The following is a 19171-nucleotide window of genomic DNA, read 5'->3' as shown; positions in this document are numbered from 1 at the left end:
GGTGAATTGAGCCACAGGCTCAAGAGGGGGCTGGCCCCCTCCCAACCGTCACAAATAGTCCGAGCGTTGCAACCCGTATTTCGCCATCTTTTCGTTCAACGTCCGACGCGGCAGACACAGCTCATCCATCACCGAAGCGATCGAGCCTTTGTGTCGGCGCATGGTATTGTCGATTAGCATCCGCTCGAACGCCTCAACATATTCTTTCAGCGGCTTGCCCTCTGTGGTCATAACCGGTTGCATCTCTTCATGATCCGACATCAACAACGATGCGATCGTTCCAGACCCGCGCCGTGATTGCAGAACCGCACGTTCCGCAATGTTAATAAGCTGCCGCACATTACCCGGCCACGGTGCCTGCAACAGCTGCGCGGCCTCCTGCGCACTGACCTGCGGTGCATCACAGCCATATTCCTCGGCAAATTGCTCGCTAAGGCGCGTGAATAGCGTCAGGATATCTTCGCCGCGCTGGCGCAGCGGCGGCATGGTGATGCGCAGCGCAGCCAACCGATAGAACAAGTCCGGTCGCAGAACATCTTCCGAGGTCTTTCCCGCTTCCTGCAAATTCGAAATTGCGATAATGCGGGTCTCGGCAGGTGTGCCCTGATCATTCATCACGCTCAGCAATCGCGCCTGCAACGTGTCGCTCAACGCTTCGACATCTTCCAGCACCAGCGTGCCGCCACGCGCCTCTTCAATGGCAGGCAATTGCGCATCCTCGGGCATCATAGGCCCGAACAACCGTTTGGACAGCGCCTCTTCCTCCAAGGCTGCGCATGAGATCAGGACGAATTTCTTACCTGCCCGACTGCCTACGGCGTGCAGAGCGTGCGCCACCAATGTCTTGCCAGTTCCGGTTTCACCGTCGATCAGAACATGCCCATCGGCCTGTCCCAGATCCAGAATATCTTCACGCAGGCGCTCCATGACCGGACTGGCCCCGATCAGTTTGCTCATGATCTGGGTGCCATCGGACAACTCACGCCGCAAAGCCCGGTTGTCGAGCGTCAGACGACGGGCGTTGCTGGCGCGTTTGGCCAGTTCGGACATCCGGTCGGGGTTGAAGGGCTTTTCCAGAAAGTCGAACGCGCCCACGCGCATCGCCTCAACCGCCATAGGCACGTCCCCATGCCCGGTGATCATGATGACCGGCAGTGTACTGTCCGCGCCCATGAGTTTCTTCAGCAACTGAATGCCGTCCATACCGGGCATCTTGATGTCCGAGATCACGATGCCGGGGTAGTCCGGCCCTAATACCTTGAGCGCATCCTCGGCGCTGGCAAAGGTTTCGGTGTCATATCCCGACAGTGCCAGCCATTGACTGATCGACTGGCGCATATCCTGTTCGTCGTCCACAATGGCGATCTTCATGGCTTGTGCCATTTTCTTACCCCGTTATTCCGCGGCCTCTAGGCCATCGCTTCCAAGTATTGGCAACTGCATCTCGAACACCGCGCCCCCGTTGGGACTGTTGCGGGCGGTCAGCCGTCCCCCATGGTCGTTCACGATCCCAGAGGAGATGGCAAGCCCCAGCCCAACCCCGTCGCCCGGCTGCTTGGTTGTATAGAACGGCTCGAACAGGTTCTCGATATCTTCGATACCATGCCCATTGTCGCGCACCGTCAACACCGCCATATCGCCTGCTGCCAAAATGATTTCAACGTCGGGCTCAGATACTGACTTGGTGGCGTCCAGCGCGTTGCGCAAGAGGTTTACCATAACCTGCTCGATCCGCATCCGGTCGCCCATGGCCAATACCGGTTCTTCGGGCAGAATCTGAGTGATCTTAACATGGCGTTGCCGCAACTGCGGTTCCATCATTGACAAGGCCGAGGCCAGCGCTTCGCCAAGATTTACAGGGGAAAACGCGTCCGCCCCCTTTCTTGCGTAAGACTTGAGCTGGCGGGTGATCGCCCCCATCCGCTCAATCAGCCCGTCTATGCGACCAAAGCTGGCCAATGCCTCTTCGGGACGGTTGCGGCGCAGCAAAAGGCGTGCCCCGGCCAGATAGGTTTTCATTGCAGCCAGAGGTTGATTAAGCTCATGACTGACGGCTGCCGACATCTCACCCAACGCCGCAAGTTTCGAGCTTTGAGCCAGCGTCTGCTCAGCCACTTCCAGCGTCTTTTCTACCCGTTCACGTTCAGCAATTTCCCGCTGCAAGCGGGCGTTTAATGCGCGAAGCTCTGCCGACTCGCGCTGAAACAGCGTCATGCGGAACGTGGCTCGGCGGCTGAGCGCATAGAAGGCCAGCGCCAGAAGAATCGCGAAGCCCATGATCTCCAACGCGATGACGCTGTTCACTTTTTCGCGGATAGAGGAATAGGTCGTGAATGATGTCATCTTCCATCCACGAAACGGAATGCGGGTTTCCATACGCATCACGGCCTCGCCCTGCACATAGGCGTCGGCAGGCAGGGCTGTCCAATCGGCCGTCGCGCGTATGGCGCGTTCGATGGCAGAATCCGGCGATTGGCGTTGAATGGCAGTGTTTTCGTCCAGTCCGCGCCATTTGGGTTCGGTCGAAAGGATCACGGTCCCGGTGCTGTCCGCCACCATAACGGCATCCGAGATTCCGGCCCAAGCGCGTTCGAACTTTTGCAGATCGACCTCGACCACGATGACACCGAGGACTTCGGCATTTGCCTCAATCCGACGCGAATAAACAAAGCTGTATCCACCAGACTCCGTCTGGATCACGGTAAAGATCGTCGCGTTGGAGCGAACCGCATCAATGAAATAAGGCGAGTTTCTGTGCCCTTCGCCAAGACGGTTCCTGTCCGTCGCCGCCCGTGTCAGACCATCGCCGTCCAACAGCATCAGAGAGGCCGCGCCTATTTCCTCGACAAATGAAATCAAGCGTTGGCTGGAAAGCGTATAGTCACTGGACTGCAAGGCCGAGATCAGGCTGGGATCGCGCGCCAGAAGCTGCGGAACAATAGCATTGCGGCGTAGTTCGCTCAGCAAATTTCCGGAGTACAAAGCCAGCCGCAGTTCAGCGCGGTTGCGCGTGGATTCGGTAAAGCGGTCGATCAGCAACCGGTTCGTGACCCAAATCGTCGCCACGGTTGCCAGAAGAAGAACCGTGACCGCAACGCGCAATCGCCACCCCAAAGGGGCGCCTTGAAACGGGGTCTTGAAAGAAGACCAGCCTGAACGATTGTCGGAACTCATGCCCCGGAAACTACGCGGGCTGAATCGGTTCCTCAAGTCACGCCGGAGCAAGAACGCCTGATAATGCGCGGAACAATGCCGTTCCGTCCGTGCCGCCATGGCCCTGATCCGCCGCCCGTTCAGGGTGCGGCATCATCCCGAGAACCCTGCGGTTTTCCGAGAGGATGCCTGCGATGTCCCCGACCGAGCCATTCGGATTCTCGGTATAGGTGAATGCGATGCGATCTTGATCACGAAGCGTGGACAATGTTGCGTCGTCAGCAAAATAGTTTCCGTCATGATGGGCAATCGGCACGCCGATCTCGTCACCTGCGTTGTAGCCCTGCGTAAAGGCGCTGTCGCTGGTTTGAACTTTCAGGCCGACGGTCTTGCAGATGTACTTCAGGCCCGCATTGCGCAGCAGCGCCCCCGGCAAGATCCCGGTTTCGGTCAGGATCTGAAAGCCGTTGCAAATACCCACGGCATAGCCACCACGGTCGGTATGATCGACAACCGCCTTACAGATAGGAGACTGCGCGGCAATCGCACCGCAACGCAGGTAGTCACCGTACGAGAACCCGCCGGGCACGCCCACGATATCCACGCCCTCGGGCAGAGCGGCATCCTTGTGCCAGACCATGTCGACCTGAAAACCGGCCTGTTCAAAGGCCACGGCCAGGTCCCGGTCACAGTTGGAGCCGGGAAATACGATGACTGCTGCGCGCATGGCGGGGCCTCCTAATGCGTGAAATCGGTGACAACGGCAACGCCGGGCGGCGTCGGGTGGTCAAAGGCGGCAAGTTCTTCACTTACCTGGGACAAAGAAATATGCCGCGTCACCAGTGGGCTCAGGTCAACACTGCCCCCTGCGATCAACGACAAAAGCGAGGGGTAGCGCCAGCTGGGCATACCGCGGGTTCCGAATACGGCAAGCTGACCGGAATAAAGCGCATCCATCGGCAAGGTCATGTTGCTATGCGGTCCGGCGGGCATTCCTATTTGCACCATGCGACCCAGCTTACGCAGGGATTTCATGGCGGCGATTGTCGTGGTTTCGATCCCCAGCGCCTCGATCGCGACATGGGCACCACCGCAGGTGATATCCTTAATAGCCTCTGGCGCATTGCTGGTCGCCGCGTTGATCACCACATCTGCACCCAGAGTTTTGGCGTAGTTCAACTTGTCGTCGGCGATATCCACAACGATCACGCGCGCACCCAGCGCCTTGCCCAGCAACAGGGTCGATATCCCTACTCCACCGCCGCCGAAAACCGCTAGCCACTCACCGCCTTGCAACTGCGCACGCCCCACCAGGGCCTGCCAGGCCGTCGTGACACGACAGCCCAAGGCAGCAGCAATTTCAGGAGCCATTGTGTCAGGCAACACCGAAAGATTGGCATCTGCATGCGCCACCGAGACATATTCAGCAAATGCGCCATCGCAGGTAAAGCCAGGCACCACCTGATCGGCGCAGATTGTCTGATGGCCTTGCGCGCAATCCGGACAATGGCCGCAAGCCAGAATGAAGGGCGCGATCACCCGATCCCCTGCCTTCCAACGGCTGACACGCGCGCCAACCGCAACCACCTCGCCACAGAATTCGTGTCCGGGAATCATGGGAAGGACAACATCGGGGTCCGCACCGGACCATGCATGCCAGTCGGAACGGCACACGCCGCAGGCCAGCACGCGTAGAACCACACCGTCCTCTCCCGGTTCCGGATCGGTAACCGAGGCCAGCTCGAGCGGCTGGCGATAGGTGATTAGACGCGCCGCCCGCATCCGCTTAGACCAGTTCGATCTCGTAGCGTTCGATGACCGTGTTTGCCAACAGTTTTTCGCACATCTGGGTCACGTCGGCTTCGGTCGCGCCGTCGGCCAGCTCAAGGTCGATCACCTTGCCCTGACGCACGCCTTCGACCTGATCAAAGCCCATGGCACCCAATGCGTGGCGCACGGCCTCGCCCTGCGGGTCGAGAACCCCATTCTTGAGCATCACATGCACACGTGCTTTCATTCCTGCAACTCCAGCTAAGGGCCAAAAGTCGCGGCCCGTTCCGTTGCGCGGGGGATAGCGCGCCTTTTGTCATTCGACAACCCTTGTCCGCACGCAGTTTGCCGCAGGCAACAGGCGCAAATGCAAAAACGCCGCGCAAGGGCACGGCGTTTCCGGTATTCCACGCAAGCGAGGCAGATTAGTTGATCAGCGTAGGCTTGGTCACATTGCTTTTGGGAAGAACGCCCAGACGTCTTGCGACCTCGGAATAGGCATCCGTCAAGCTGCCCAGATCGCGACGGAACACGTCCTTGTCCAGCTTCTGGCCGCTTTCGATGTCCCACAGACGGCAACTGTCGGGGCTGATCTCATCGGCGATAATCAAGCGCTGGAAATCGCCTTCGTACACGCGCCCGATCTCGATCTTGAAATCGACCAGACGAATACCCACCGCAAGCATCATGCCGCTGAGGAAATCATTCACCCGCAGCGCAAGGCTGAGAATATCATCCATGTCCTGCTGGCTGGCCCAGCCAAAGGCGGCGATATGTTCCTCGGTCACCAGTGGATCACCCAGAGCGTCATCCTTGTAGCAATACTCTACGATCGGACGCGGCAATTGCGTGCCTTCGGCAATGCCCAGACGTTTGGACATCGACCCGGCGGCATAGTTGCGCACGATCACTTCCAACGGCACAATCTCGCAGCTACGCACCAGTTGTTCACGCATGTTCAGGCGGCGGATGAAGTGCGTCGGAACGCCAATCTGATTCAGACCGGTCATGAAAAACTCGCTCAGGCGGTTGTTCAGAACGCCCTTGCCGTCGATCACGTCTTTTTTTTCCGCGTTGAAGGCAGTGGCATCATCCTTGAAGTACTGAACGATCGTACCCGGCTCGGGGCCTTCATACAGAATTTTTGCCTTGCCTTCGTAGATTTTCTTGCGACGCGCCATAAGCGACCCTTCCAGACTGACGAGCGGGAATATTCCCGCTTCTTGGCGCTCTCATAGTCCAACCCCCCTTTTCCCGCAAGCGCAGTAAACCGAGAGGCTTTGACGCAGCGCAAATCCCTTGCGTCCGGGCGCGGCTATCGTCATATCATCAATCAAGAAGATATAACCGAAGAGGTCCCCAACCCATGACCACGTTTGACGAACGCGAAAACGCATTTGAAGCCAAATTCGCCCATGATGAGGAAATGCAGTTCAAGGCGCAGGCGCGTTGCAACAAGCTGCTGGGCCTGTGGGCCGCGGAAAAGCTGGGCAAGTCCGGTGCCGACGCTGAGGAATACGCCAAAACTGTTGTGATCGCCGATTTCGAGGAGGCCGGACACGAAGATGTCGTGCGCAAGGTCTCTGGCGATCTGGGCTCGCTGTCGTCGGATGACGAAATTCGTGCCAAGATGGCCGAGCTGCTGCCCCAAGCCAAGGCGCAGGTTCTCAGCGAAACCGACTGAGGGAATTCGCCCCGCCTCATGATCTTCATGAGATTTATGAATTTGCTTTGAAGTCCCGGTCATGAGACACGGGACTTCTTAGTTTTATCGGCTTCGCCGACTTTTTGGGATAGCCCAATGACAAACGCACTGACGAAACTTCTGGAAACCAAAGATGCGATTCTGGCCGATGGGGCCACCGGAACAAACCTGTTCAACATGGGCTTGCAATCCGGTGACGCGCCTGAGCTGTGGAATTTAGACGCGCCTGACAAGATCAAGGCTTTGTATCAGGGCTCGGTCGATGCGGGCAGCGATCTGTTCCTGACCAACACCTTTGGCGGTACATCCGCCCGTTTGAAACTCCACGACGCGCAGAACCGCGTGGCTGAGTTGAACCGCATCGGGGCCGAGCTGGGCCGTGAGGTGGCCGACAAGGCCGGCCGCACCGTGATCGTCGCGGGCTCGGTCGGGCCGACCGGAGAGATTATGGAGCCCGTGGGCAGCCTTTCTCATGAAGGTGCCGTCGAGATGTTCCACGAGCAGGCCGAAGCGTTGAAAGCAGGCGGTGCCGATGTGCTGTGGCTTGAAACCATCAGCGCACCTGAGGAATTCCGCGCTGCCGCCGAAGCCTTTGCGCTGGCCGACATGCCCTGGTGCGGGACTATGAGCTTCGACACCGCAGGGCGCACCATGATGGGTGTGACTTCGGCCGACCTGGCGCAACTGGTTGAAACGCTACCGAACCCGCCCGTGGCCTTTGGCGCTAATTGCGGCACCGGAGCATCGGACATTTTGCGTACAGTTCTGGGCTTTGCGGCACAGGGCACCGAACGTCCTGTGATCTCGAAAGGCAATGCGGGTATCCCCAAATATGTGAACGGCCATATCCACTATGACGGCACGCCCGAGTTGATGGGCCAGTATGCGGCCATGGCCCGCGATGCAGGCGCAACAATCATCGGTGGCTGCTGCGGCACGATGCCCGATCACCTGCGCAAGATGCGCGAAGCGCTGGACAGCGCGCCGCCTGGTGTGCGCCCTACTCTGGATCAGATCACGGATGCGCTGGGGCCGTTCTCATCGGCCTCGGACGGCACGGGTGAGGATGCGGTGCCCGAGCGACGGACACGCCGCCGCCGCCGCGCCTGACGATCAGCGCCCCTCGAATTTCGGGGGGCGTTTTTCCATGAAGGCCACGACACCTTCGGCAAAATCACGCGAACGTCCGCATTCGCCCTGCAAATGGGCCTCGATCGTCAGTTGTTCGTCCAGCGTTTTTTCGTAAGTACCACGGATCGCTTTCTTGATCGCGCTGAACCCTGCGGTTGGACCATTTGCCAGATAAGTCGCCCGTTTGCGCCAATGTGCGTCGAATTCCGCGTCTGGGACGGCCTCCCAAATCATGCCCCACTCATCTGCTTGCCGGGCGCTGATCTTGTCAGCGAAAAGTGCGGCGCCCATCGCCTTGGCAAACCCCATCTGGCGCGGCGTGAACCAAGTGCCGCCCGCATCCGGCAACAGCCCGATCCGCGCGAAGGCTTGCAGGAAATAGGCGCTTTCCGTGGCAATCACTACATCGGCACATAGCGCCATATTGCACCCTGCCCCCGCCGCCGGACCGTTCACCGCGGCGATGGTCGGCACGGGGCAGTTGTAGATCGTTTCCAGCATCGGTTCGTATTCATCGCGCAAGGTCCGCTCAAGGTCGATCTTGCCGGTGCTGGACGCATCCCCCAGATCCTGCCCGGAACAAAACGCTGCACCAGCGCCGGTCAGAACCACCGCACGGGCATTCGCGGCCGCCTGTTTCATCGCATAGGCGACCTCGGCCCGCATCTGCGCTGTCATCGCGTTCATCTTGTCGGGCCGGTTCAATGTCAGCACCGCCAGATTGTCCGAGATGTCGAGCAACACGGTTTCGTAATTCATCAGGATCCCCCCAAACAACAGTCTTGGGCAAACCCTGACGCAATTACATCACAAGGGAAAGACCGACCAAGGGTTAGTCCTTGAGAATTTGTTCCAATCGCTTCTTTTCCGCCTCGCTGAGCGTATCCGAGCCCGCGGCCTGAACGTCCGAACGTTTTCTCAGGAAATTCCACCCCATCGCAGCGGCGATCAATAGCATGATCGGACCGGCCAGCCACAACATCAGGTTCGACCCCGTAACTGTTGGCTTCAGCAAGACATACTCGCCGTAACGATCTACAATGAACCGGATCGCCTCGTCATCCGTGTCCCCGGCAACCAGACGCTCGCGCAACAATAGGCGCAGGTCACGGGCCAGATCAGCGTTGCTTTCGTCGATACTTTCGTTGCGGCAAACAAGGCACCGCAGCCCGGTGCTCAGATCGCGGGCGCGTTGTTCAAGAACCGGATCGTCCAGCACTTCATCAGGCTGCACCGCAAACAGGGGTGAGGCGATTAGGGCGAATATCAGGAAAAAGCGCTTCATTCCGCAGGTACTCCGCCACTTGGGGCCTTGCGCGCGCCCGCTGCGACCCGGAACCGCCGGTCCGACAGGCTGAGGAAACCACCCAGCGCCATCAGGATACACCCGCCCCAAATCCAGTTGGCCAGCGGTTTGATATAGGTCCGCATGACCCAGCCGCCATCGGCCTGCTGATCGCCGATCACAACATAAAGATCGCCTAAAAAGCGATAGTCGATCGCGGCCTCTGTTGTGGGCATGCGCGCAACTGGATAGTCGCGCTTTTCGGGATGCAGGCTGCCCATCGGACGACCATTCTTTTCGACCCGAACATCAGCAGTTGTTGAGAAATAGTTGGGACCTTCAACCCGTCTGACATCTTCCAGTGTCAGCGTAAATTGCCCAACCTCGAAAGGTTGGCCAGGTTGTGCGACGCGGATATCCTCGACTTCCCAAGCGGTCAAACCCGCAATAGCGAAAATGGTGACGCCAAGCCCAGTATGAGCGACTGCTTTGCCCCAATCCGCACCAGGCAGTCGGAACAGACGTTGGATACTGCCTTTACGGCCCGTGCGACTCCACAGGTCCACCGCGGCCCCGAAGGTGATCCATGCGCCAAGAAACAGCCCAACCGGGCCCATGGCGCTGCGGCCGGTCTGCATCGCCCAAACCAGAATGGCCAATGCAACAGCCAGCACAAACGCATAGCGTAGCGAATATGCCGCTTTGCCGATCTTACCCCGCTTCCACGGCAGAATCGCCCCAATGGGCAGCACAAGGCCCAAAGCAATCATGAAGGGCGTGAAGGCGGCATTGAAGAACGGAGGCCCAACGGACAGTTTCCGATCAAACGCCATCTCGGCCACCATGGGCCACATGGTTCCGAAAAAGACCACGAAACAGCTAACGGCCAGCAAGATATTGTTCAGCACCAGCGCGCTTTCTCGGCTGACCATTCCAAAGACACCCTTGGCCTCCATCGCCTGCGCGCGTGCGGCAAACAACGTCAGCGCGCCGCCAATGAAGATCACAAGAATGAACAGGATGAACACGCCGCGTTCCGGGTCGTTTGCGAAGGCATGGACCGAGGTCAGCAACCCCGAGCGCACGATGAACGTGCCGATCAGCGAGAACCCAAATGCGATGATCGCTAGCAGGATGGTCCAGCTTTTCAGCGCCTCGCGTTTCTCGACCACAATGGCCGAGTGCAGCAGCGCCGCCGCCAAAAGCCATGGCATGAACGAGGCATTCTCAACCGGATCCCAGAACCAGAATCCACCCCAGCCGAGCTCGTAGTAAGCCCACCACGATCCCAGCGCGATACCGATGGTCAGAAACACCCATGCGGCCAATGTCCAGGGGCGTACCCACCGTCCCCAAGCCGCGTCTACGCGGCCCTCGATCAGGGCGGCGACGGCAAAGCTGAAGGCCATGCTCAGACCCACATAGCCCAGATACAGGAAGGGCGGATGGAAGGCCAATCCGGGGTCTTGCAGCAGAGGATTCAAGTCCCGCCCATCAAACGGAGCGACGATCAGGCGATCAAACGGGTTCGATGTAAACAGGATAAAGGCATAGAACGCGACACCAATTGCCGCCTGCACCGCCAAGACGCGTGCTTTCAGCGTTGGCGGCAACCCCGCGCCGAATATCGCTGCCATACCGCCGAAAATCGCCACGATAAAGACCCACAGCAACATAGACCCTTCGTGATTTCCCCATGTGCCGCTGATCTTATAAAGCATCGGCTTTGCGGAATGGCTGTTCTCAACCACGATGCGCAGCGAGAAGTCCGAAGTCGTGAAGGCCCAGACCAATGCACAGAAAGAGAACCCGACCAAAACGAACTGAGCGATGGCCGCCGTCTCGCCGAATGTCATCCACCCGGTCCACCTTTTGGCCGCGCCGATCAAGGGAACGACTGTTTGCACAATCGCAACGAGGAAGGCGAGGATGAGCGCGTAGTGACCGAGTTCTGTAATCATGGCCTCGGATATAGTCCTGTTGCGCCGCAAGCACCAATAACTTTCGCTTAAACAGCACGCACATAGTGTCGCGGGTCAGGCTGCTTTCGCGCGGCGCCACTCTTCAAGTGCCGGGTTCTGGTCCGGGGTCAAGATCGTCTCGGACAGTTCTGCGTCAGGGCCAGGATCCGACCGACCCACGCTGGTGTGACGTAGCGCATTCAGGGTCTCGATGTTTCCGGCAACCTGGGGTGCGCGCAGGACTGTGGCTGAGATTTCCCGCTGCAAATCCTGTGCCTTGACCTGATGTCGCGCACCGAAATAAAACGACACGATGACCCCCAAAAGCCACCAAAGCGGCTCGGGCACCAAGGCGATTCCCTGCATTCGGGCGGCAAACCACAGCGGGTCGATCATGGCAGCCACAAACAACCCCATCGTTCCCAGCGCCAGCGCGGGGCGCGGCAGGCGGTTTAACCCGTCGATGAACCGGTCATAGGCGCCTTTCTGCGGCATCTGAAACTCGGCCCCAAACTGCGCAAGCGTTTGGCTTTGAACCGTCGCATCCCGGACAGCGCGGTTTTCGGCATTCTCGCGGAATACCTCAGCGGTGTCACGCACCACGTTGCGCCCGCCTCCGAACAGAAACGTCAAGACATCCGAGATCAATCCCATTGCGCAACCCTTTGCTGAAATTCGCGTTCGTTCAGGTGATAGCGGGCCGAAATGAACTCTTCCGCCCGGCGTATCCACCCGCCCTTCCCCCCGGCCCGCGTTCGCGCGTATTTTCGGGACGCAGGGCGACGGTCGGCCAGTCGAAAGTAATAGTTCCGGCGCGCAATCCCATATGCATCGGCCAAGGCCGTTGGGCTCCTTTCGGCCGCCTTGAGGCTGGCCTGCGCGGTTTGCGGCCCGATGACCCCATCAACCACCACCGCAAACCCCATATCGCGCAGCAAGTGTTGCAGGAGTTTCACGGCCTGCGCGCCGGTATTCACATACATGTCGAAAACTGACGCCTGAAGACCCTCGGGCAGCAAGGCCAGACGGGGACGGTCGAAATAATGCGTGACGAAAATCTCGACGGCTCGCGATAGGCTGAGCAGCCTGACATCCTCTGTCGTCACCTGACCGTCCGCGTTCAAATCCAGCCCCAAACGCCGCATCGTATGGATAGTGACGCCGTATTTGGTCGCGCCGCCGGGGTCGTCCGGGTCGTCCACGAACCCACCTTCGCGCGCCACGATCTGCTTTGCGATATCCCGAACCGTTTGCATGGCATCCTCCGCATCTGATTGCCGAGAACGCTGGCAGAGAACGGTTAATTCAGAACAATGACAAAGGGCGCTGCAAGGTTCATCCTCGCAACGCCCGTTTACTCAAATCTGAGCGGAGTTCAGCTATCGCTGCCTTCTTTGTAGACGCCTTGTTCCCTGAGCGCATCCACCACCTCTTTTGGCATGTATGTCTCATCGTGTTTCGCAAGGATTTCAGTGGCTTCAAACACGCCATTCACGTAGCTGCCTGTGCCAACCATACCCTGATTTTCGGTAAACAAATCAGGCAGGACACCGGTAAAGGCCACCGGTACACTTTCACCGCCATCTGTGACGACAAAGGTCACAGTCTCACCCTGCCCCCGCACGATTGAGCCTTCTTCGACCAACCCGCCGATGCGAAACACCTCCGTCGGTTTGGGTGGCTCTGCGATTACTTCGCTGGGGGACCGGAAAAAGTTGATTCCATCCCGCAAAGCCCACCCAATCAACGCCGTCGATGACACCAAGGCCACCACAGCCAGCAGAATGATTTGTACGCGACGACGTTTCTTGAGAGACTTCATGATATCCTCACGGGAACAGAGGGGCCATCATCAGGCCAAGGGTTTCAGTTTCACCTAACATCAGGTTCGCATTCTGCAAGGCTTGGCCACTGCTACCTTTTGTCAGATTATCCAGCGCGCCGATCACAATGGCGCGACGTTCGATCCGGTCGCCCACCACGCCGATATGGCAAAAATTCGAGCCCCGCACATGATGGGTCGACGGGGTCTCACCGAAGGGCAGCATCTGAATGAAAGGTTCGTGTTCGTAGGTTTTGGCCAGCGTTTCATACACGCTTTCTGGATCACCTTTCACGTAAGTGGTCGCCAGAATGCCCCGGTTGGCCGGGACCAGATGCGGTGTGAACTGCACATGGACCGGACGTCCTGCCAGGGCCGAGAATTCCTGATCGAACTCACCCAGATGCCGGTGCGTGCCACCCACGGCATAGGCGTTGTACCCTTCGCTGAGTTCGGCATGCAGCAGATTTTCCTTGAGCGACCGCCCCGCGCCGGACACCGCGCATTTGAGGTCCAGAATGATGTCATCCAGATCAATCACCCCGGCCGAGATCAGCGGGCGCAGCACATATTGCCCTGTAGCCGCGTTGCAGCCGGTACCCGCCACCAGACGCGCATCGCGGATATCATCGCGATAAAACTCGGTCAGGCCATAGACGGCTTCGTCCTGCTGCGCCAAAGCGGCATGCGGGTTGCCGTACCATTTCTCATACTCTTCCGGGTCGCGCAGGCGGAAATCGGCGGAAAGGTCAATGATTTTGAGATCTTTGGGCAGATCGCGGATGACCTCTTGGCTGGTTTTGTGCGGCAAGGCGCAGAAACACAGGTCGATCTGCGAAAAGTCAATCTCGGCTATCTTGCACAGGTCCGGCAGATCCATATGGCGCAGATGCGGAAAGACCTGCGCCATGGACTGGCCCGCCTTACGCTCGGCGGCCAGCGCAGTGATCTCCATATTCGGATGCTCGGCGATCAGGCGCACGAGTTCGGCACCGGTGTAGCCGGAAGCGCCCAGAATTGCGATTTTATGGGTCATGTCAGACCTCTTCTATTCATATGTCACATATCACGACCGCCGATGCGCCGGCCTTGGTTTACGGATTCGTCCGCTTGGCGTCCTTGACCTAAGTCAGACAGCCTCGAAGGAGATTTGTCGTCGCAGGAACTGCGTTGCCCGGTCACTGACGAAGGCGGGCTTGCCGGTGGTCAGAAACCCAGCCTCGCCCTTGCCCAGCATGTTTGGATGCCGGGCTAGGTAATCCGCTAGGCTTTCGGCCACCAGATCACCTTGGCTAAACACCTGCACATTCGGACCAAGAGCCGCCTGGAAGGTCTCGGCCATAAGCGGGTAGTGGGTGCAGCCCAAAATCGCGGCCTGCGGATCAGGCATCTTGCGTTTGAGAGCATCGACATGGCTGCGTACCAGGGCTTCGGCCAGAATCATGTCGCCGTCCTCGATGGCATCGACCACGCCGCCACAGGCCTGGGCCTCAACATCCACGCCAATGGCGCGAAAGGCCAGTTCGCGCTGAAATGCACGGCTAGAGACAGTCGCGGGCGTCGCAAACAGCGCCACATGTTTTACGGCAACCTCACGCGGAGGGCTGTTGTCGCCCCATTGCCGCTCGGTCAAAGCCTCGATCAGCGGTACAAAGACACCCAGCACGCGCTTGCCCTCGGGCACGCCTTCTTCTTGCATTCGGCGCAGCGCAGCGGCGCTGGCGGTGTTGCAGGCCAGGATCACCAGATCACAGCCGCGGTCCCACAACACGTTCACCGCCCCGCGGGTCAGGTCATAAATGTTTTCCGCATCTCGCACGCCATAAGGCGCGTGCGCACTGTCTGCGTAATACAGGAAATCCACTTCCGGCAGACGTTTCTGCGCGGCGTCCAGAACGGTCAACCCGCCCAAACCAGAATCAAAAATACCTACTGCCATTTGCCCCTTCAGGCGCGATGCCGTTCCTCAAACTCATAGCCGTAGTCATAAGACTTCAACGGCTTCGGGGACAGCTCATACGTGGCTTTGCGCAGGAAATCCATCATCTTGCGTGTGTCCCCGGCCAGAGGGTCCAGAACGTCGCGGCTGATCGGCTCCCCGATCGCCACTTTGACCGGAGTGTCGACACGTTTTTTGAACTCTTTGATCAGCAAACCCATGCGCAAAGTGCTGTGCAGATGGCTGGCGATCTGAAACAGACGCGAGGTGTGACCGTCAAAGAAGACCGGCACCACTGTTGCGTTCGATTTAGCGACCATTCGTGCAGTAAAGCCGCGCCAGCCCGGATCCATCGGGTATGAGAACGGCTTGACCCCGGTGCTGACCGTACCGCCGGGGAAAATCCCAATCGCGCCACCGTCACCCAGATAGTTCAGGGCCGTTTTGCGAGTTTGCAAGTTCAGCTTCATCGCTTCTTTGGTCTCGTCAAATGACACAGGCAACACGACCCGGTTCAAGTCTTCGGCCTTGCGGAACACGCTGTTGGCCAGAATGCGAAAATCGCCGCGCGTTTGCGACAGAATATGTCCCATCATCATCCCATCAAGTATGCCATAGGGGTGGTTGGCAATCAGGATCAGTGGGCCGGTATTGGGGATATTCGCGAGCGATCCGCCCACCACATCCAGAGAAAGGCCATAACGGTCCACCATGACCGTCCAAAAATCGCGGCCCTGCGCGACCTCTTGTTCATAGCCGTCCGCGCGTTTGATCAGGCGCATCCGACCCGTCGTGTTTTCCATCAACTTGATGACCATGCGACCGCCTTTGGTTTCGGCGGAATAAGCATAGGAAATGTCACGAGCGACATGGCGGGGCGAAGGCATTGCGGTCTCCGAGGTTCTGTGGCCTGCAACTTAGGTGCAGCCCACAGGTTTGCCTAGAGATCGTGACAGGGATGTGACGATCTATTCCGCCGCCGCGCGCAAATCGGGCCCACCGCTGCGAATGACAGACAACAGTTCTTCGCGCCGCTTGGCGGCCTTGGCTTCGCTTTCCTTCAAGACCGGACCAAAGCCACGAATGTCCAGCGGCAGGCGCGCCAGTGCGATCACCGCGTCCCGTGTCTGAGCGTTGATCAGCGGAGTGATCTCTTTGAGATCACGCCCATATTGTTTGATCAGGGCGCGCTCCATCCGACGTTCGGAGCTGTAGCTAAAAATGTCCAGAGGCGTCGCTCGCAAGACTTTCAACTTGGACAAGAGCTTGAGCGGACCCAGCATCCATTCGCCATAGGTTCGTTTTTTCGGGCGACCATTCGGCCCCTTGCTGCCAAGAATGGGCGGGGCCAGATGCAGGGTCATTTGAAAATCGCCATCAAACTCGGCTGTGGCTTTTTCGCGACTGGTCAGCAGCAGACGCGCGACCTCGTATTCATCCTTGTAGGACAGAAGTTTGTGATAGCCCCGCGCCACGGCCTCGCGGATATCGGTATCCTCGAAGGCATCGACCATTTTGCGATACTTTTTGGCCAGACGCGCGCTTTGGTAATCGGTCAGGTGGTTAGCACGGAAATCAATGATCTGATCCAGCGTTTTGGGCAGTTCAGCGACGTTCGGTTTCAGGATATCGGCGACCTGCTGCGGGTGCAGAACCGCCCAGCGGCCGATATCAAAGGCGCGCTTATTGCGTTCCACTGCAGTGCCATTCAATTCGATAGCCTGTTCTATGGCCGAATGGCTGACCGGGAGTAATCCACGCTGCCACGCGGCCCCAAAGACCATCATGTTGGAATAGATCGAATCCCCCATCACGGCGCGCGCCAATGCGGTCGCGTCGAACAGGGAGACATCCTCTTTCAGCCGCGCTTCCAGTGCCAGTTCCAAACGTTCGCCAGGGATACGGAAGGCGGTGTCACGCGTAAAATCACCTGTCACCGTTTCATGGTTGTTGACCACGGCACCGGTCTGGCCTGCACGGGTCAGGCCCAGGGTCTTTGCCCCTGCGGACACGACAAGATCGCCACCAATCAGCGCATGTGCCTCGCCGGTGGCCACGCGGATGGCGCTGATATCTTCGGGGCGATTGGCCAGACGACAGTGGATATGCACCGCGCCGCCTTTTTGCGCCAGGCCAGCCATTTCCATCATGCCCGCACCTTTGCCGTCGATCTGCGCCGCCTGCGCCAATACCGCGCCCAGCGTCACCACGCCGGTCCCGCCAATTCCGGTAATCACCACGTTGTGCGTGCCATTGATCTCTGGCAGATCGGGCATTGGCAAATCCGGCAAATCGATTTCGGTGGTGGCCTCCTTACGGATCTTCGCACCTTCCAACGTGATGAAAGACGGGCAGAACCCGTTCACACAGGAAAAATCCTTGTTGCAACTGGATTGATCAATCGCGCGCTTCCGGCCCAGCTCGGTCTCTTTCGGAACGATCGAGACGCAGTTGGATTGAACCCCACAATCGCCGCAGCCTTCACAGATGTCAGTGTTGATGAAGACACGTTTATCCGGGTCCGGGAACGTTCCGCGCTTGCGACGGCGACGTTTTTCAGCAGCGCAGGTCTGCACGTAGACAATGACCGAGACGCCCTCGATCTCGCGGAATTTTTCCTGAACCTGCATTAGTTCGGCGCGTTCGAACGTATCTACCCCCGATGGCAGCGCCTTGAAATTCACATCTTCCTTTTCGTCATAGACCAAAGCCACGTGCTGTACGCCCATCGCCTTGACCTCGGCCACGATGCGTTCGGCGGTCAAATCGCCCTCATTGCCCTGTCCACCTGTCATGGCAACGGCATCATTGAACAGGATCTTGAAGGTAATGTTCGTCCCCGCCGAAAGCGCCGCCCGGATGGCCTGCACGCCCGAGTGGTTATAGGTCCCGTCGCCGAGGTTCTGAAAGACGTGCGGTGTGGTCGAGAATGGAGCCTCGCCAATCCAGTTCGCGCCTTCACCCCCCATCTGGGTAAAGCCCGAGGTATTTCGGTCCATCCATTGAACCATGTAGTGACACCCTATGCCCGCATAGGCACGGCTGCCATCGGGCACCTTGGTCGAACTGTTATGCGGACAACCCGAGCAGAAATAGGGCAAACGCGTCGCGATCTCTTCGGCATTGTCGGCCCGGCGCGACTCGGCCAGTTTGTTAAGCCCCGCACGCACACCGTCGGTTTCACGCCCCTCTTCGATCAGGATATCGCCAAGCTTTTCCGCGATCATAATCGGATCAAGGGCACCGCGGGTCGGGAACAGCTCTTCCCGGTGTAGGGTCCCTGCACCACCTTTGTACCAGCCATACACGCGCCGCCCGCGCCGGTCGTCGAAGATGGCTTCCTTGACCTGAACCTCGATCAGTTTGCGCTTTTCTTCGACGATGACGATCAGGTCCAGCCCTTCGGCCCAATCATGAAAACCCGCCATATCCAGCGGGAAGGTCTGGCCTACTTTGTAGGTTGTGATCCCAAGCCGTTCGGCCTCAGCCTCGTCGATATTGAGCAGCGACAGAGCGTGGACCAGATCCAGCCAGTTCTTGCCCGCCGCGACGAAACCGATCTTGGCACCGGGTTTGCCCCAGACGCGCTTGTCCATCTTGTTGGCGTGCGAGAACGTCTCAGCCGCAAAACGTTTGGAGTCTATGATCCGCGCCTCTTGCAGGTGCGGCGTGTCGCCAAGACGGATGTTCAGGCCGCCTTGGGGCATGTCGAATTGCGGCGTGACCACTTTGATCCGATCCGGGCTGCCATCGACGACCGAGGTCACTTCGATCGTGTCCTTCATCGTCTTCAACCCGACCCACACACCCGCAAACCGGCTGAGCGCATATCCATAGATGCCGTAATCGAGGATTTCCTGAACACCCGCCGGGCTGACAATAGGCATATACATGTCCACCAACGCCCACTCCGACTGGTGCAAAACGGTGGAGCTTTCGCCGGTGTGATCGTCGCCCATCGCTACAAGAACACCGCCATGTTCCGCCGTGCCCGCCATGTTGGCATGGCGCATCACGTCGCCCGAACGGTCAACGCCGGGGCCTTTGCCGTACCACAGGCCGAACACGCCATCGAACTTGCCATCACCCCGCAGACCTGCCTGCTGACTGCCCCAGAGCGCGGTGGCAGCAAGATCTTCGTTCAGGCCGAATTGGAAGGTGACATCGCTTTCAGCCAGATGCTTTTGCGCCCGCATCATCTGCTGATCGACCGCACCCAACGGAGAGCCCCGATACCCTGTGACCAGACCTGCAGTATTCAAACCTGCCTGTCGGTCACGTTCCTTCTGCAACAGCATCAACCGCACAAGCGCCTGTGTGCCGTTCAAAAGGACGGGGTTCTTCTCAATATCAAACCGGTCGTTCAGCGATATCTGTGGCTGGCTCATCAGACGTCTCCCCTCGT

Annotated in this window: 18 protein-coding genes; 2 read left to right on the top strand and 16 right to left on the bottom strand. The window is 58.7% G+C overall.

The window, feature by feature from the left end; genetic code table 11:
• Positions 1–48: 48 nt before the first annotated feature.
• From ACR0CA_RS18260 to purC, 6 genes are all read right to left on the bottom strand, one after another.
• Positions 49–1383 carry a sigma-54-dependent transcriptional regulator gene (locus ACR0CA_RS18260; protein WP_170769677.1) on the bottom strand — a complete coding sequence of 445 codons (1335 nt, stop codon included), beginning with the start codon at positions 1381–1383 and terminating at the stop codon, positions 49–51.
• A 12-nt stretch (positions 1384–1395) separates the two neighbouring features.
• On the bottom strand, positions 1396–3174 hold the full coding sequence (locus ACR0CA_RS18255; protein ID WP_170791023.1) for a sensor histidine kinase: 1779 nt from the start codon (positions 3172–3174) through the stop codon (positions 1396–1398).
• A 37-nt stretch (positions 3175–3211) separates the two neighbouring features.
• The gene (purQ, locus tag ACR0CA_RS18250; protein ID WP_170791025.1) at positions 3212–3880 is read right to left on the bottom strand and encodes a phosphoribosylformylglycinamidine synthase subunit PurQ; all 669 of its coding nucleotides are present in this window, start codon (positions 3878–3880) and stop codon (positions 3212–3214) included.
• 11 nt (positions 3881–3891) lie between these two features.
• The gene (locus tag ACR0CA_RS18245; protein ID WP_480900556.1) at positions 3892–4935 is read right to left on the bottom strand and encodes a zinc-dependent alcohol dehydrogenase family protein; all 1044 of its coding nucleotides are present in this window, start codon (positions 4933–4935) and stop codon (positions 3892–3894) included.
• Positions 4936–4939: 4 nt separating this feature from the next.
• Entirely contained in the window at positions 4940–5170 is a 231-nt protein-coding gene (gene purS, locus ACR0CA_RS18240; protein ID WP_170769673.1) for a phosphoribosylformylglycinamidine synthase subunit PurS, read from the bottom strand.
• A 178-nt stretch (positions 5171–5348) separates the two neighbouring features.
• Complete coding sequence (gene purC / locus ACR0CA_RS18235; RefSeq protein ID WP_170769672.1) at positions 5349–6104, bottom strand: phosphoribosylaminoimidazolesuccinocarboxamide synthase; 756 nt, start codon at positions 6102–6104, stop codon at positions 5349–5351.
• 185 nt (positions 6105–6289) lie between these two features.
• Between purC and ACR0CA_RS18230 the strand changes: the two genes are divergently transcribed.
• Together ACR0CA_RS18230 and bmt are read left to right on the top strand one after the other, a co-directional pair.
• The gene (locus tag ACR0CA_RS18230; RefSeq protein WP_170769671.1) at positions 6290–6607 is read left to right on the top strand and encodes a DUF1476 domain-containing protein; all 318 of its coding nucleotides are present in this window, start codon (positions 6290–6292) and stop codon (positions 6605–6607) included.
• Positions 6608–6724: 117 nt separating this feature from the next.
• Positions 6725–7738, top strand: a complete 1014-nt coding sequence (gene bmt / locus ACR0CA_RS18225) for a betaine--homocysteine S-methyltransferase (protein WP_480900552.1) — start codon at positions 6725–6727, stop codon at positions 7736–7738.
• Positions 7739–7741: 3 nt separating this feature from the next.
• Here bmt and ACR0CA_RS18220 read toward each other — a convergent pair whose 3' ends face one another.
• The 10 genes from ACR0CA_RS18220 to ACR0CA_RS18175 all read right to left on the bottom strand — a co-directional run bounded on the left by ACR0CA_RS18220 (position 7742) and on the right by ACR0CA_RS18175 (position 19154).
• Positions 7742–8518 (bottom strand): enoyl-CoA hydratase-related protein, encoded by a 777-nt coding sequence (locus ACR0CA_RS18220; RefSeq protein WP_480873715.1) that lies wholly within the window; start codon positions 8516–8518, stop codon positions 7742–7744.
• A 73-nt stretch (positions 8519–8591) separates the two neighbouring features.
• Positions 8592–9044: a cytochrome c-type biogenesis protein gene (locus tag ACR0CA_RS18215; protein WP_480504371.1), complete on the bottom strand. Its 453-nt coding sequence runs from the start codon at positions 9042–9044 to the stop codon at positions 8592–8594.
• Positions 9041–11005: a heme lyase CcmF/NrfE family subunit gene (locus tag ACR0CA_RS18210; protein ID WP_170791037.1), complete on the bottom strand. Its 1965-nt coding sequence runs from the start codon at positions 11003–11005 to the stop codon at positions 9041–9043. The genes ACR0CA_RS18215 and ACR0CA_RS18210 overlap by 4 nt, the downstream gene beginning before the upstream one ends.
• Before the next feature lie 75 nt (positions 11006–11080).
• Positions 11081–11659: a holin family protein gene (locus ACR0CA_RS18205; protein WP_480900548.1), complete on the bottom strand. Its 579-nt coding sequence runs from the start codon at positions 11657–11659 to the stop codon at positions 11081–11083.
• Positions 11650–12261 carry a holin-associated N-acetylmuramidase gene (locus tag ACR0CA_RS18200; RefSeq protein ID WP_480900546.1) on the bottom strand — a complete coding sequence of 204 codons (612 nt, stop codon included), beginning with the start codon at positions 12259–12261 and terminating at the stop codon, positions 11650–11652. The genes ACR0CA_RS18205 and ACR0CA_RS18200 overlap by 10 nt, the downstream gene beginning before the upstream one ends.
• 119 nt (positions 12262–12380) lie before the next feature.
• Complete coding sequence (ccmE, locus tag ACR0CA_RS18195) at positions 12381–12827, bottom strand: cytochrome c maturation protein CcmE (RefSeq protein ID WP_480900544.1); 447 nt, start codon at positions 12825–12827, stop codon at positions 12381–12383.
• A gap of 7 nt (positions 12828–12834) precedes the next feature.
• A complete protein-coding gene (argC, locus tag ACR0CA_RS18190) occupies positions 12835–13863 on the bottom strand; it encodes an N-acetyl-gamma-glutamyl-phosphate reductase (RefSeq protein ID WP_480900542.1) in 1029 nt (342 codons plus the stop codon).
• 93 nt (positions 13864–13956) lie between these two features.
• Positions 13957–14766: a glutamate racemase gene (gene murI, locus ACR0CA_RS18185; RefSeq protein WP_480900540.1), complete on the bottom strand. Its 810-nt coding sequence runs from the start codon at positions 14764–14766 to the stop codon at positions 13957–13959.
• Between the two features lie 8 nt (positions 14767–14774).
• Positions 14775–15653, bottom strand: coding sequence for a lysophospholipid acyltransferase family protein (locus tag ACR0CA_RS18180; RefSeq protein ID WP_170769661.1), 879 nt, complete (start codon positions 15651–15653; stop codon positions 14775–14777).
• An 81-nt stretch (positions 15654–15734) separates the two neighbouring features.
• The gene (locus ACR0CA_RS18175; RefSeq protein ID WP_480900538.1) at positions 15735–19154 is read right to left on the bottom strand and encodes an indolepyruvate ferredoxin oxidoreductase family protein; all 3420 of its coding nucleotides are present in this window, start codon (positions 19152–19154) and stop codon (positions 15735–15737) included.
• Between the last annotated feature and the right edge of the window lie 17 nt (positions 19155–19171).

Source organism: Ruegeria sp. F12 (genome assembly GCF_056533885.1).
Note: the sequence above shows the minus strand (reverse complement) of the source record. Positions and strands in the feature narration are given on the sequence as shown.